At 66.3% G+C, this 14873-nt stretch carries 13 protein-coding genes; 4 read left to right on the top strand and 9 right to left on the bottom strand.

Annotated elements, in window-relative coordinates; genetic code table 11:
* Window positions 1-44 precede the first annotated feature (44 nt).
* The 9 genes from ACV4UX_RS00490 to flgB form a co-directional block, all read right to left on the bottom strand.
* Window positions 45-3089, bottom strand: coding sequence for a glycosyltransferase (locus tag ACV4UX_RS00490; protein ID WP_491591378.1), 3045 nt, complete (start codon window positions 3087-3089; stop codon window positions 45-47).
* Window positions 3090-3195: 106 nt separating this feature from the next.
* Window positions 3196-3357, bottom strand: a complete 162-nt coding sequence (locus tag ACV4UX_RS00485; RefSeq protein WP_491591377.1) for a hypothetical protein — start codon at window positions 3355-3357, stop codon at window positions 3196-3198.
* A 142-nt stretch (window positions 3358-3499) separates the two neighbouring features.
* The gene (locus ACV4UX_RS00480) at window positions 3500-4819 is read right to left on the bottom strand and encodes a FliI/YscN family ATPase (protein ID WP_491591440.1); all 1320 of its coding nucleotides are present in this window, start codon (window positions 4817-4819) and stop codon (window positions 3500-3502) included.
* Window positions 4816-5565, bottom strand: coding sequence for a FliH/SctL family protein (locus ACV4UX_RS00475; RefSeq protein ID WP_491591376.1), 750 nt, complete (start codon window positions 5563-5565; stop codon window positions 4816-4818). The genes ACV4UX_RS00480 and ACV4UX_RS00475 overlap by 4 nt, the downstream gene beginning before the upstream one ends.
* Entirely contained in the window at window positions 5552-6547 is a 996-nt protein-coding gene (fliG, locus tag ACV4UX_RS00470) for a flagellar motor switch protein FliG (protein ID WP_173083100.1), read from the bottom strand. The genes ACV4UX_RS00475 and fliG overlap by 14 nt, the downstream gene beginning before the upstream one ends.
* Window positions 6548-6550: 3 nt before the next feature.
* Window positions 6551-8152 carry a flagellar basal-body MS-ring/collar protein FliF gene (gene fliF / locus ACV4UX_RS00465; RefSeq protein ID WP_491591375.1) on the bottom strand — a complete coding sequence of 534 codons (1602 nt, stop codon included), beginning with the start codon at window positions 8150-8152 and terminating at the stop codon, window positions 6551-6553.
* Between the two features lie 25 nt (window positions 8153-8177).
* Complete coding sequence (gene fliE, locus ACV4UX_RS00460; protein WP_491591374.1) at window positions 8178-8510, bottom strand: flagellar hook-basal body complex protein FliE; 333 nt, start codon at window positions 8508-8510, stop codon at window positions 8178-8180.
* Between the two features lie 10 nt (window positions 8511-8520).
* Window positions 8521-8958 carry a flagellar basal body rod protein FlgC gene (gene flgC / locus ACV4UX_RS00455; protein ID WP_491591373.1) on the bottom strand — a complete coding sequence of 146 codons (438 nt, stop codon included), beginning with the start codon at window positions 8956-8958 and terminating at the stop codon, window positions 8521-8523.
* Between the two features lies 1 nt (window position 8959).
* A complete protein-coding gene (flgB, locus tag ACV4UX_RS00450; RefSeq protein ID WP_491591372.1) occupies window positions 8960-9373 on the bottom strand; it encodes a flagellar basal body rod protein FlgB in 414 nt (137 codons plus the stop codon).
* A gap of 390 nt (window positions 9374-9763) precedes the next feature.
* Between flgB and ACV4UX_RS00445 the strand changes: the two genes are divergently transcribed.
* The 4 genes from ACV4UX_RS00445 to rimO all read left to right on the top strand — a co-directional run bounded on the left by ACV4UX_RS00445 (window position 9764) and on the right by rimO (window position 14739).
* Window positions 9764-10336 carry a tetratricopeptide repeat protein gene (locus ACV4UX_RS00445; protein ID WP_491591371.1) on the top strand — a complete coding sequence of 191 codons (573 nt, stop codon included), beginning with the start codon at window positions 9764-9766 and terminating at the stop codon, window positions 10334-10336.
* Between the two features lie 166 nt (window positions 10337-10502).
* Entirely contained in the window at window positions 10503-11114 is a 612-nt protein-coding gene (locus ACV4UX_RS00440) for an IMP cyclohydrolase (protein ID WP_491591370.1), read from the top strand.
* Window positions 11115-11350: 236 nt separating this feature from the next.
* Window positions 11351-13441, top strand: a complete 2091-nt coding sequence (locus ACV4UX_RS00435; protein ID WP_491591369.1) for a hypothetical protein — start codon at window positions 11351-11353, stop codon at window positions 13439-13441.
* Window positions 13438-14739, top strand: a complete 1302-nt coding sequence (gene rimO / locus ACV4UX_RS00430) for a 30S ribosomal protein S12 methylthiotransferase RimO (RefSeq protein ID WP_491591368.1) — start codon at window positions 13438-13440, stop codon at window positions 14737-14739. Before ACV4UX_RS00435 ends, rimO begins: the two co-directional genes overlap by 4 nt.
* Window positions 14740-14873: the final 134 nt, after the last annotated feature.

Here is a 14873-nt window from a genome sequence, read left to right as displayed (position 1 = left end):
GTTGGCTGTGCGGGGCGTGACGTGGGCTCCGGCAATGCGTGTGGTCAAGGTTTTGCCGGCCAGTTGTTCGCAACGTGCGGCGCAAGCCTGGAGCGCAAGATGTCCGCAATCCTGTCGGGGCTGAGGGTTTGGGCGATCGATTGGCGGGCGATTGCGCCAAGAACCCTGCGCTTGTCTGGAGCGAGCAGAGCCCGCATGGCCATGCCGGCGGATGTGGCGTCAGGGTCTCCCCATACCGTGCCTGCGGGATAGGGGCCGTAGGCTCTATCCGTCTCGATGATGTTCACGGGGACCAGGATGCTGTTGGTCGAGTCCATGAAGTCGAGGTTGCCCGAGTATCCCGTCGCAATGACGGGCAGTCCGAGAGCCATGGCCTCCGCGCACGTCAAGCCGAAACCTTCAGAGCGATGGAGCGAGACATACACGTCGAGGCTCTTGAGAAAGTCGAAAGTGTGTTCGCGGCTGAGAACGCATTCCGTGAAGAGGACGCGATCGTCGGCCATGGCGCGCAACGATTCGTATTCGTAATTGCCGCGAGCCGTTCCGTTCACCTTGAGGACGAGATGGCAGTTGTCGTCAGGGCGGAAACTGGAGCGAAAGGCTCGAATCACGGCGCGGATATTCTTGCGCTCCAGCACGCTGTTCGGGTCGAACATGAACCCAAACAGTGTGGAGTGTTCCGGCAACCCGAAGCGTGAACGGTCCGCCCGGGCACGGGCGATCTCCTCGAAGTTGAGCGAAATAGGCACGACCCCGGTTGCTTTCCCCGTGGAGTCCGCGATTGCTCTCGCCGAGTAGGAGCTTGCCGTCCAGATCTCGTCGTACGCGGCATGCTCTTTCGCCATGCGACGCGGGAGCGCGGCGGACTCCCACATCCAGTATCCGATGTTGCGTCTGGCCCGATAGACTTCGGGCAGGAACCTGGCGACTGAAGGGCATGCGTCGGCATTGGCCACGGTAAGTGATATGTCGGCGTAGCCTTGCGGCCATCCGTAGAGGAACGGATGCGCGGGAGGGGGCGCGGGCAGCGTGTGGTGGCTTGGGAGCGTCAATTCCCGCAGGCGGATGTGCGGTTGGCCCAGCGCCCGCGCGATGCTTCGGGAACATTCGCCCATTCCGGTCGGAGCGTTGAGGTAGCCAGCGAAATTGACCTTGATGATCCCGTCGGCTGGTCGTGCCGCGTCACGGCAGGAACGCCAGAAGGCGTTGTTGCGCTCCGGCGACATGTCCGGAACGTAACAAGCCCTGGGGTCATCGAGACTGTCAATGTCCTTCTTGAAGAAGGCGGCGTAATGGTCGATGGGCTCGATGCGTTCGTCGCGCATAAGCCACGCGCTGAGTTCATGTGTGTGCTTTTCGAGATGTAAATCCCTGCACCTTCTGCGCACGTCGTAAACGCTCGGCTGCGTCAGTTTTCCCGATGCGAAGCCTGTATGATTGTACAGGAACATGATCCGTCGTACGAGCGTGGTGTTGTCGCCGAGGTATTCGTTGAACAGGCTGATGTCTTCCTGGGTCAGGTGCAGGCGGTGGCTGTTGAGCCCTAGCCAGCGAATGAAGAGGGCCTGCCCGTCGGGCAAGGTGATGTCCGGATGCGTTGTCTGGACTTCACTGTTTGAAATGTAGATGTTCAGGATCTTGGTGATGTTTCGATACGCACTCTTGAGGCGCTCCGAGTGTTCCACGGTGAAATTCATTTCCGTTGAACCATAGGTGGAAAACCATTCGGCAAAGTCGTCGAAGACACGCTCGTCGGTCCAAAAACTCGCGAAGTGTCGGAACACATCGGTGCGCTGGGCATCGCGAAGACGATCGAAGGCATCCCTGATGTAGTCCCGTATGGAGTCATCCCGTTCAAACTCGGCAATGTCCGTAAGCTGTTCCTTCTCGGCGCAGTCACTTTTCAACCATTGACGGAAGGCCGGATCGTTGCTGTCGGTGAGCGCGCCCGGGAATGTCGCCGCCAGATCCCTGCGGCCCAGCAGGAGGAAGTGGTAGAGCAGGATAGCGTCCGGATTGTCGGGGACGAGGCCTCGCGACATCAGGAACCCGCAAAACCGGTCGGGCTCGCGGAGCGGGTCCGGCGTGTCGATCCTGTTGCGCGAGGCCCATTGCATGACGTCGCGCACTACGCGCATGGGGAGTCGCGTCCCGTTGGGAAGCATTTCAAAAGCATACGGGATGCTGCTGGAGAATCTGAACCCGTTGCCGATCAGCTGTTCCATGTAGGACCGGGAAAGGATTTCGATCTCCGGCAGGTCCTCCATGCTGAACCTGTTCTGATGCTTGGACACCTCCCATGGAACATGAGGGGAAAAGCCGGAGTAATGATAAAACACCAAGGGAGTGTTTCCAACGTACCACGTGCCATCTCTCTGGGAAATCCTGCGTTCGTGAAGGTTCCAGTATGCCGCGTTGTACCCCGGATCGAAGATGATCGCATGGTCCGGGCAGAAGCAGGGGGCGAGGTCGAACCATCGCTGGTCGACGAAGATGCCGTTGGATGTGTCGACGACACAGTCCGTGAAGAGCTTTTCCTTCCACCATTCCAGAAGTTTGTGGGCCGAGATGCTGTTGTTGATCCCCAGGAATCCGAGGTTGTAGACGCCGCTGAGCAATATGGACCTGTCGCTGGGCGCGTTGTAGTCTGAATAGGGGCGCGTAATGTGGGGAGTGAGTGCTATGGAGTGCGCGTCGAGCGCCGAGTAGGCCAACTCCAGGGGGCTGAATACTTCGATGTCAGGGTCAAGATAGATGATCTTTTCGTACTGCATCCACTCGAATAGTCTGCTCAGTACGAAAGGTTTGACTGCGGTGTTGAGCTCGATGATGGAGTACCGGTAGATCATCCGTGAGAAGTCAGGGATGGAGATCTGCGCGATTTTAATCAGCAGCGCGTCGCACGCGAACAGTTCGATGACGTCATCGGGCACATCGTCAACGAGGATGATGACGAAATCCGTTTCCTGATGGAACCGTTTGAACGATCGGCACAGGGTCGCAGCGTGGCTCAGGTAGTTGGCGGAGACAATGGTTACGGCTGCTTCTCTGCTGGGACGGCTGTTTCTTCCGGTAGTGAAGACTTCCAACTCGTGCACTCCTGGAAACATCTCGTTGGCGATTGCATCATCCCGACAAGGTCGCATTCAGCGTCTGCGGTGGCGATCATCAGCATTCGGGATCGCTACCCAGCCCCTAGCAGCCCGTTGACAAAGTCGATTCTTGCAGCCTGTTCAAAAAACTCGTTGGCAAGGCGCAGGAAAAAACCAAGCCCGAAGCGAATTTCTCATCCGTGAGGGTTTGGCTTTTGCCCTGCAACGCAGCCAGCGAGGATTGTTCAACAAGCTGCTGGGCCATTAATCCAAGCATGCCTTAGGTGACGGCGCAAAGCAAGGCGCGCGAGTCGATCAAAGGGTTCGGAGGCCGGACTGGGCAAGAGACAGGGACTGCAGAGAGGCAGGCCGATGGGGATGGGGTCAATGGAGGGGCGTGGATCCTGTCACGCCCCGGCCACCAGGGCCTGGAGACGGGCGAAGCTGCCTTCCAGGGTTTCGGCTTCGGAAACCTGCTGCTGGAGGTAGTCGCGGATGGGGCCGATCATGCGCAGGGCCTGGTCGATCTCCGGGTTGGCCCCGGCCTGGTAGGCCCCGATGTTCACCATGTCCTCCACGCGCCGGTAGGTGGCCAGCATGCGGATCATGGCCCGGCCCGCGTCCAGGGCCGCCTTGGGGGTCACGTCGGAGCGCAGGCGGCTGATGCTTTTGAGCACGTCGATGGCCGGAAAGTGCCCCTGGTCGGCCAGTTCGCGGGTGAGCACCATGTGCCCGTCCAGGATGGAGCGGGTGGAGTCCGCGATGGGCTCGTTGAAGTCGTCGCCGTCCACGAGCACGGTGTAGATGCCCGTGATGGAGCCCGAGGCGCTGCGCCCCGCGCGCTCCAGGAGCTTGGGCAGGTGCGCGAAGACCGACGGGGTGTAGCCCCGGGTGGTGGGCGGCTCCCCGGCGGCCAGGCCTACTTCTCGCCCGGCCATGGCGAAGCGCGTCACCGAGTCCATCATGAGGATCACGTCCGCGCCCTGGTCGCGGAAGAATTCGGCCATGGACGTGGCCGCGTAGGCCGCGCGCATGCGCACCAGGGGGCTCTGGTCCGAGGTGGCGACCACCAGGACGCTGCGCGCCAGGCCCTCCGGCCCCAGGTCCTTCTCGATGAATTCCAGCACCTCGCGGCCGCGCTCGCCGATGAGCCCGATGACGTTCACGTCGGCCTTGGTGTTGCGCGCGATCATGCCCATGAGCGTGGACTTGCCCACGCCCGAGCCCGCCATGATGCCCACGCGCTGGCCTTTTCCCAGGGTGAGCAGGCCGTTGATGGCGCGCACGCCCACGTCCAGGGGCTCGCTGATGCGCGGGCGCGAGAGCGGGGAGGGCGGGTCGGCGTGCAGGGGGTAGTAGCGGCGCGGGTCGATGGGGCCTTTCTCGTCGATGGGGATGCCGAAGGCGTCGATGGCCCGGCCCAGGAAGCGGCGTCCCACGGGGATCAGCGGCGGGGTGGCCGTGTTCTGGATCAGGCAGCCCTGGCTGATGCCGCGCAGTTCGCCGTAGGGCATGAGCAGGCAGGCGTCGTCGCGGAAGCCCACCACCTCGGCGGGCACGCCCTTGTCCCCGGGCTCTCCGCTCATGAGGCGGCACACCGCGCCCAGGGGGGCCTTGATGCCCTTGCCCTCGGCGATGAGCCCCACCACCTTGCTCACCTTGCCGTAGGTGCGCACGGGGTCGAAGCCATCGAGGAAGGAGATGCAGGCCGGGGCTTCCACGCTCAGGGCGCTCCCTCGCCGTCGGTGAATTCCACGCGATCCAGGAGTTCGGCGATCTGTTCGAAGCGGCTGTCCACGGTGTTGTCCACCATGCCCGCGTGGGACTCCAGGCGCACGCCGCCCGCCTCCAGGGAGGGGTCGGCCTTCACGCGCCAGGGCCCCAGGGCGTGGTTGGCTTCGCGCGCGGCCTTGAGCAGCGCCGCTGCGGCTTCCTCGTCGCCGGGGTGGACCATCACGGTGAAGCCCTGGCGGGTGTCCAGGAGGTCCACGGCCTGGTGGAGCAGGGCCTCCAGCACCTCCTGGCGGCGCTGGGAGATTTCCACGTGGAGGGTTTTGCGCACGGCCAGGCGCAACAGGGCGGCGAATTCCTGACGGTGCCTGGCCCAGAGGTTGACGCGGTCGGCCTCCAGCCCCTGGAGCAGCCCCGAGAGAGCCTGGCCCAGCTGGTCCATCTGGCTGGAGCAGGCGGCCCGGGAGTCGGAGAGCCCCTGCCGGAAGCCCTCCTGGCGGGCCTGCTCGCGCATTTCCTCGGCCTCGACCATGGCCTGGCCGATGATATCCTTGGCCTTGGCCTGGGCCTTGGCGCGCACGCGGGTCCAGAAGGCCAGCTCGGTGTTCTCGTCGAGGACGTTGGTCTTGGTGCCCTCGATCTCGTGCACGGTCATCTCGGCGGGGCCGTTGGCCCCCGTGCCCATGACCACCCGGGCGTTGCCGGGCAGGAAGCCTCCCTGGGCCTCGCTAGATGAAGACATCGCCGCCGCCCCTGCCGATGGCGATTTTGCCCTCGGCCTCCAGACGCCTCACGGTCTTCACCACGTTCTGCTGGGCGCCTTCCACGTCGGCCAGGCGCACGGGGCCCATGATCTCCAGGTCTTCGCGGATCATGGTGGCGGCGCGCTCGGAGAGGTTCTTGAAGAACTTCTCCTTGAGGTCGTCGGAAGCGCCCTTGAGGGCCTGGGTGAGCTCCTCGTTGGAGACCTCCTTGAGCAGTTCGCGGATGGAGCGGTCGTCCAGGGCCTTGATGTCCTCGAAGACGAACATGAGGTTGCGGATGTCTTCGGCCATCTGGGCGGACTCTTCCTCGATCTCGGAGAGCACCTCTTCCTCGGTGGCGCGGTCCACGGCGTTGAGGATTTCGGCCACGCTGGTGATGCCGCCCACCTTCTTGCCTTCCTTGCCGCCCATGGCGATGAGCTGGTTCTGGAGCACCTTGTCCACTTCCAGGAGCATCTCCTCCGCCACGGCCTCCAGGCGGGCCAGGCGCATGAGCACCTCGGCGCGCACGCCGGAGGGCAGGTTCTGGAGCAGCTCGGCGGCCTGGTCCGGGTGCAGGTGGCCCAGGATGAGGGCCAGGGTCTGCGGGTGTTCGTTGCGCAGGATCTGGGCCAGGATGCGCGGGGAGACGTTCTCCAGCTCCTGGAAGGGGGTCGGCCCCGTGTTGAGCTCCAGCGAATCCATGATGTACTTGGCCGTGTCGGAATCGAGCGCCTTGGAGAGCATGCGCTTCACGGCGTCGGTTCCGCCCACCAGCACTTCCTGTCCGAACTGCATGGCCTCGTTGAACTCCTTGAGCACCTCTTCGACGCCTTCCTTCTCCACGGTGTCGATCTCGAGCATGGCCTTGGAGATGCGTGCGATCTCACCCCGGTCCATGCGCTTGAACACCTCGGAGCAGAATTTGTCGCCGAGCGCAAGGCAGAGCACGGCGGTCTTGTGCGGTCCGGAAAGGGCCATGACTTACGCGGCCTCCTGCTGCTTGAGCCATCCGCGCAGGATCTGGATGGCCTGGTCGGTGTTGGTTTCGAAGAGCTGCTGCGCCAGCACCTTGGCGTTTTCCAGCCGCTTGGAGATTTCCACCAGTTCGGTCTCTTCCTCTTCGGCCTCCGCCAGGGCGATGCGCCGTTCGGCCTCGGGCAGGCGGCTCATCTGCTCGATCTCCTCGCGGGTGACCTTGGGGCGGATGAGGGCCATCACCACCGGGCGCACCACCAGGAGCAGGAAGAGGAACACCAGCAGACCGTTCAGGAAGGGCTTGCCCAGGCGCTGGGCGTATTCCAGCATGTTCTGGGTGAGGCTGGGCTCGCCGAGGAGCTCGCGCTCGCCGAAGGACATGCAGGACACCTCGATGGTGTCGCCGCGCTTGGCGTCCAGGCCCACGGCGCTGGAGACGGCCTGCTTGATGCGCTCCAGCTCCTCGGCGGGCCTGGGGATGAACTTGGGCTCCTTGCTGTTCGGGTCCTGAATGTAGTCCACGATAACCGCCACGCTCAAACGCTGCAACTCCCCGGTGGCGGGTTTCACGAACTGGGTCTCGGAATCGATCTCGTAGTTGGTGACGCGCTTCTCGCTGGCCTGGTCCACCTTGTTCTGGGTGCCGGTGAAGCCGTCGCCCCGGAAGTTGGTCTCGGGCACGGAGCCGTCCACGTTGGCCTTCTGGTTGGTGGAGGATTCCTCGCGGGTCTCGGAGCGCACCACGGTGCGGTTGGGGTCGAAGCTCTGGCGCTTGATCTCGCGCTGGGCGAAGTCCAGGGAGGCGCTCACCTTGGCGATGGACTTGCCGCCGCCCACGATGGGGGTGAGCAGTTCCTCGATGCGCCGCTCCATGTTGAGCTGGTAGCTGTTGCGGAAGTCGAACTGGGAGCTGGTAAGGCCGTCGATGCTCTGGTCGTCCTTGGCCTGGTAGACGATCTTGCCCGAGGTGTCGGTGATGGTCACGCGGCTGGGCTCCAGGCCTTCGACGCTCATGGCCACGAAATTGACGATGCCCTGCACCTGCTTGGGCTCGAGCTTGGCGCCGTTCTTGAGGGTGAGCACCACCGAGGCGCTGGGCTTGCGCTGCTCCTCGATGAAGAGGCTCTTCTGGGGCAGCACCAGGTGCACGCGGGCCTTCTCGATCTGCGGGAACTCCGAGATGGTGCGCGAAAGCTCGCCCTGCAGGGCGCGCTGGTAGTTGATGCGCTGCACGAAGTCGGTCTGGCCCACCTTGGTTTCGTCGAAGATCTCGTAGCCGAGGCCCGCGCCGCGCAGCTTGCCTTCGCCCGCGATGCGCAGCCTCGTCTCGCTCACCTGGTCCACGGGCACGAGCACGGTCTGGCCGGCGTCTTCCAGGCGGAAGGGGATCTTGTTGGCCTTCAGGGTCTCCACCACGCGGTTGGCGTCGTCCTGGCCGAGCTTGGAGAAGAGCACCTTGTAGTCGGGCTGGTTGAACCAGAAGATCATCAGGGCGAAGGCGGCCACCACCGAGACGGCCACGCCCGCGAAGAGGACGCGCTGGGCCATGGTGCGGGCGGACCAGAAACGGGTGGCCTGATCCCAGAGGGACTTGATCACGGTGGACATGGCGGACTCCTATTCTTCCTGGAGGCTAGAAGGGCATCTTGACCAGTTCGCGGTACATGTCGAGGACCTTGCCGCGCACGGCGCTGGTCATGGACATGGCCACTCCGGCCTTCTGGAGCTGGATCATCAGCTCGTGGACGTTCTGGTTCTCGCCGGTGGCGAAGGAGGCCACCATGCGGTCCTTCTTGAGCTGTTCGGCGTTCACTTCGGCCACGGAGTTCTTGAGGGTGTCCACGAAGCCGGTCTGGGGCGCGCCGGAACCGACGGCGCCCTCCACCTGCTTCTGGATGGACATGCCGCCCTGGGTCTGGCCCATGGCGGAGCGGTAGGCGTTGAGGGCGATGGGGCTGATGGCCATGGCGAACCTCCTAGCGTCCGATTTCCAGGGCCTTGTTGTACATGGCCTTGATGGTGTTCACGCTGGTGGTGTTGGCTTCGTAGCCGCGGGTGGCCTGGATCATGTTGGCCATCTCCTCCACCACGTTGATGTCGGGATACTGCACGTAGCCGTTCTGGTCGGCGTCGGGGTGCCCGGGCTCGTAGACCTGCTTGGGCGGGCGCTGGTCGGCCACGATGCCCGTGACGCGCACGCCCTGCAGCTCCTGGGTGAGCGCGGCGTTCATGGCCTTGCCGAAGGGCGTGGCCTGGGTGGACTGCAAGGCCACGGACTTGCGCTGGTAAGGCCCCTGGCCGTCCATGGTGCGCGTGGTCTTGGCGTTGGCCAGGTTCATGGAAATGACGTTCATGTAGGTGCGCTGGGCCGTGAGGGCCGAAGAGCCGATGTCGAGGGCTGTCATGAAGTCCATGTTACTTGCCTCCGTCCATGATGACCTTCTGGATGCCTTCGAAGCCTTTCTGCATCACGGTGGTCAGCGAGTTGTACATGAGCGAGTTCTTGGCCATGGCCGACATTTCCTTGTCCAGGTCCACGGAGTCGGACCCGTAGATGGTGCGGGGCTTGAACTCCTTCACCACGTCGGCCTGGTAGCCGTTCACGTTGTAGGGGCCAGGCACGTGGGAGGCGTTGGTGCGGGTGACGGCGGTCTTCATCTCCTGGGTGCCCACGGCGTCCTGGAGCGCGCCCTCGAAGTCGATGGAGCGGGCCTTGTAGCCCGGGATGTTCATGTTGGCCAGGTTGGACATGACGAGGTTTTGACGCTCGATGCGCAGGTCCAGCACCTTGGCGATCAGGTCGGTGTTGGTTCCGTAGATGTCCGGCATGGCGTATCTCCTTGCGGGGCGGCCGTTTTTGCCCGGTTGCCCGGAGGGGGGCCTGGCCGCCTCCCGCCATGGATTAGCAACTCCCGTTCCAAAACATCATCATCCTGGAATCGCTGTCTCTTTTTTTGCCGGGCCTGGGGTGGCACGCCGTCTGCTCCCTTCCCGAAGGCAGGCCTCGCACACGGCGGAAATTGCCTGATTCGGAGGTTGGCACGGCACTTGCTTGGAGGAATCCGCGGGCTTGCCCGTCCCCGGGAGGGACGATTTGCAGGGCAGGGCCGTCGGATAGGGGAGACGGGAAGCCAGGAGGGTCTTCCCGACGCGAAAGCGAACCATGGGCGCGATGCCGGGGGAGACAGCGCACGCGCCCGCCCACTGGAGGGGAACGTCATGAGCGGTCATCTGGATTATGAAATCAACAAGGAACTGGGCGAGTGCTACCTGTTCATGGGCGACCTGGACAAGGCGGAGGAATACTACCGCAAGGCCATGAACTCCAACGGCATCCACCCAGACCCCTACATGGGGCTGGCCACCATCGCCGTGCACCGCGGCGATCTTGACGCGGCCTTCGGCTTCTACCGCAAGGCAGCCAACGTGGAGGCCAGCGACAAGTCCCTCTCGGGCATGGCGCTCATCGAAATGGAGCGCGGCGAGCACGAGGCCGCCTTCGGCCACTTCGCCCAGGCCCTGGACCACAACCCCGAGAACATGGTGGCCCTCTACAGCCTCATCCGCCTGGGCCACGCCATGGACCGAGTGGACGAGGTGGTGCCCCATCTCGAGGACTGCCTGGCCGTGGACCCCCTGAAGCACGACATCCGCTACTCCCTGGCCGGCTGCCTCATCACCGCCGGACGCCCCGAAGAGGCCCGGGAGCACCTGGAGCGCATCCTCCAGCAGGAGCCCTCCTACGCGCGCGCCGTCGAGCTCAAGGAACACCTGGAGGCCCAGGCCGCCTAGGCCCGAAACTTTTCCGACCGAATCTCCCCTCCCCCATTGGTTCCCGGTCCGGTCCGCTCCCGGCGGCCGGACCGGGAATCAACTCCTCGAACGGGGGGCGGAGCAAGAAGAGAGGTTGCCAAGCGCCGGGTCTTTTGGCACTGCCAAGCCAAAAAGCGAGGCAGCCATGGAACTCTTGCCCATCCGCAGGGCCATCCTTTCCGTCACCGACAAGTCCGGCCTGGCCGAATTCGCGGCCTTCCTCCACCAGCACGGCGTGGAGCTCGTCTCCACCGGCGGCACCAAAAAGGCCATGGCCGACGCGGGCCTGCCCGTCACCGCCGTGGATTCCGTCACCGGCTTCCCCGAGATGCTCGGCGGACGCGTCAAAACCCTGCACCCCCACATCCACGCGGGCATCCTGGCCGACAAGGACGACCCCGAGCACCTGAAGACCCTCGAAGCCTTCAAGCTCCAGCCCTTCGACCTCATCTGCGTCAACCTCTACGACTTCGCCAAGGCCGCAGCCTCCGGGGCCAACCTCAAGCAGGCCGTGGAACAGATCGACATCGGCGGCCCCACCATGCTGCGCGCCTCCGCCAAAAACCTGCACTCCATCCTGGTGGTGCCCTCGGCCGATCACTACGCGCGCGTCACCTCCGAACTGACGGCCAACGCCGCAAACGGCACGCTCCACGCACCCCTGGCACTGCGCCGCGACCTGGCCGTGGACACTTTCCGCCGCACCTCCGCCTACGACGCCATGATCTCCGACTACCTCGGCCGCGCTCCCCAGTAGCCGCCGCGAACCCGGGAAAGCCGCAAGGCCCCGCGCGCCGGACACACGGCGCGCGGGGCCTGCCCGCGACGCCCGGGCCGGACAATCCGGAGAGGCGCTTCGTCAGGGCGGGGAGGGGTTCCCTGCCGAATGTTCGTCGGGGGGGGCCTCGATTCCGGCACGGCGCACGGGCGGGCGGCCCTCCGCCAGGCGCTCCTTCGATTGCCAACGCGCCCGAAAGCGTTTACCCCAGCCGCATGCCAGCATCCGCCAACGCCGGGCCCGCGCGCGGCGCGCGTACGCTCCCCTTGGACACCTCCGCCGGGCTCGCCGTCGGCGCGCTCCTGGCCCTGTCCTGGCCGGGCGCGCTCCCGGGCATGCCCTGGCTGGGCTGGCCCCTGGCCGCCCTGGCCCTGGCCTGGATCGCCCTGGCGCGCGCTCCCCTGGCCGGGCTTCGCGCCTTCACGCGCGCCGCCGCCATCGGGGGCCTGAGCGTCGCCCTCCTGGCCGCCCTGTGGAACCTCTCCCTGGATTTCGCCTGGACGCCCTGGACCTGGGTGGTCTCGCCCCTCATCAGCGGGCGCGAAGTGCTCAAGATCTGGCTGGCGGCCCACGGCCAGTCCATCTATCCGTTGCCGGGGACGTATCCCTTCCTCACCACGCTCTACACGCCGATCTTTTTCGTCCTGGGGGCCGGGCTCACGCGCCTGCTGGGCGATCCCGTCCTCTCGGGCATGCTCCTCACGGCGCTGCCCTACGCCGGGACCTTCGCCGCCGTCGCGCTCTGGGGGCGGCGCGAGACGGGGGCCTGGGCCGTGCCCCTGGCCTTCGCCGCGCTGGCCTTCGCCTCGGCCCAGATGACCCTGGCCGGGGTGATCCTCCGGCCGGACTGGCTGGCCTGGATGCTGGCGTACTTCGGGGCCATGCGCTTCACCGCCCGCGACGCGGGGGACAGGCCCTGGGCCGCCGCGCTGCTCCTGGGCGCGGCCATGCTCACCAAACAGCAGACCCTGCCCGTGTTCCTGGCCCTGGTCACGCTCTGCGTCTGGGACCGCTCCCTCTGGCGGCGCTGCCTCTTCACGGCCTGCGCCTCGGGGGCACTCCTGGGCGTGGCGGCCCTGGCCATGCAGTGGGAAACCGGCGGGGCCTTCCTGATCCACACGCTCAGGTATCCCGCCAGCCTTGCGGCCGACGCGGGCATCACCAACTGGGAGAGCGCCGTGCCGCGCCTGATCCAGTTCGGGAGCAACCACGCCGCGCCCCTGGCCGCCTGGGCCGCCTGCCTGCTCGCGGGCCTGGCCCGGCGGCGCTTCCACGTTCTCGACTGGCTGCTCCTGGTGCAGATCCCCTTCATCGTGCGCCTGATGATGACCTGGGGCGCTGCCGACAACTACTTCTGGGGCTTCCTGCCGCTGCTCTTCCTGCGCCTGGGCGTGGCCGCCGCCGCGATCGGCCGCGAGGGGCTGGCCCGGGGCGCGGCGGCCGCACTGCTGGCGGCGCTCTGCCTGCCCGCCTCCCGGGGCTTCGACGCCCCGGCCGCGCGCGCCACGCCCCCCCGGCCGGACCTCTCGGCCCTGGCCCGGGAGATCGCCCGGCCAGACGGCCCCCCGGTGCTCATCAACGCCGAGGCCGCGCCCCTGCTGCTCCCCCGGGAGTTCACCCCGAAGCTCGTCGCCTTCGACGCCATCGAGACACAGTTCTTCGAGCGCGTGGGCTACTGGCGCTTCGCGGGCTCCCCCCTGCACCGCGACATCGCCGGGCGTCGCTTCGGGGCCGTCATTCTGGGCGACACCTTCCGCGACGAGCAGGTGCACAGCGTCATCAACCTCCACTACGCGCTCGAAAGCGCTCCCGACCCGCTCTACGCGGTCTATCGCCCCCTGCCCGGGGCCGTGGTGGAGTACCCCGTGCCCACCGACCAGCCCGTGTCCGCCGAGGGCCTCACGCTCCAGGTGGCCTCCATCGACGGCCTCGACGTGACCCAGAGCTTCGGCGGCTTCTTCTCCATGACCAAGAACGAAAACGCCCCGTCCGGCTACGTGACTTTCTCCCTGCGCAAGCCGTCCGGACCCGCCGTGGTGCATGTGGGCTTCCACCCCAAGGTGGCCTCCTTCGGCCCGAAGAACCTCCTGGAGGTGGACGCCGGAGACCCGGGCCGGCCCCTGCGCCGCCTGGGCGAGTTCCCCGGCACGCCCCAGGACAACGACAAGGACCTCCACGCCCTCCCGGCCCAGGTCTCCTTCGAGACCGCCGGCGAGGAGGCCCTCGTGCGCTTCACCGTGCGCGGCGACGCCAGGCTGTGGTTCGCCCCCACCATGCCCCTCATCTTCAGGGTGGTGCCCCGATGAAAGACCCCATTGCCGTCCACACCATTTCCCTCGGCTGTCCCAAGAACCTCACGGACACCGAGCTGCTCCTGGGCGGACTGCCCGGACCCGCCAGGCCCGTGGACCGCCCCGAGGACGCCCGCCTCGTGCTCGTGAACACCTGCGGCTTCATCCGCCCCGCCGTGGAGGAGTCCGTGGCCGAGATCCTCGACGCGGCCCAGGCCCTGCGCGGGCTCGCCCCCAAGCCGCTGCTGGCCGTCGCCGGGTGCCTCGTCAGCCGCTACGGGCAGGAGCTCAGGGATTCGCTCCCCGAGGTGGACCTCTGGCTCTCCACCCACGAAATCCCCGACTGGCCCTCGCGCGTCGCCAACGCCCTGGACCGCGCCCCCGCCGCCGCGCCGAAGCGGCTGCTCACCAGCCCCCCAAGCTACGCCTACCTCAAGATCAGCGAGGGCTGCCGCCACGCCTGCCGCTTCTGCACCATCCCCTCCATCCGGGGGCCGCTCAAAAGCCGCCCGGTACGGGACCTGGAGGCCGAGGCCCGCGACCTGCTGGACTCGGGGCGCAGCGAGCTGATCCTCGTGGCCCAGGACCTCACGGCCTTTGGGCGCGACCTGGGTTACGAGCCCGGGCTGCGCGGACTGCTGGAGACCCTGCTGCCCCTCAAGGGCCTCGCCCGGCTGCGCCTGCTCTACCTCTATCCGGCCGGGCTCACGCCGGGGCTCCTGGATTTCCTCAAGGACGCCGGGCCGCCGCTGCTCCCCTATTTCGACATCCCGCTCCAGCACGCCCACCCGGACGTGCTCCAGTCCATGGGTCGGCCCTTCGCCAAGGACCCGCGCCGCGTGGTGGACCTCGTGCGCGACCGCTTCCCCGAGGCGGCCATCCGCACGAGCCTCATCGTGGGCTACCCGGGCGAGACGCGCACCCACTTCGAATACCTCCTGCGCTTCGTGCGCGAGACGCGCTTCACCCACCTGGGCGTGTTCGCCTTCCAGGCCGAGGAGGGCACACCCGCCGCGACAATGCCCCGACAGGTGGGCATGAAGACCCGCCAGGCCCGGCGCGAGGCCGTCATGGCCGCCCAGGCCGAAATCTCCGAGGAGTGGCTGGAAGGATTCCAGGGGCGGGAACTGGACGTGCTCGTGGACGCCCCGCACCCCGAATGGCCCGGACTGCACGTGGGACGCGCCTGGTTCCAGGCCCCGGAGGTCGACGGCGTCACCTACGTCTCCGGCCCCGGCGTGAAACCCGGGGCCATGGTGCGCGCCACCGTGGACGACACCAAAACCTACGACCTGGTGGCCCTGGCAGGCTGACGACCACACCCCGGGGCTCCGCCCCGGACTCCGGCAGGGCGCTGCCCTGCACCCGCCAGGGCTCTGCCCTGGACCCGCTGGGGGGATGATCCCCCCAGACCCCGCAAGTAGCTTCGCGTCGATCCCCGCCATGG

It is taken from the genome of Fundidesulfovibrio sp. (assembly GCF_058402725.1).
Note: the sequence above shows the minus strand (reverse complement) of the source record. Positions and strands in the feature narration are given on the sequence as shown.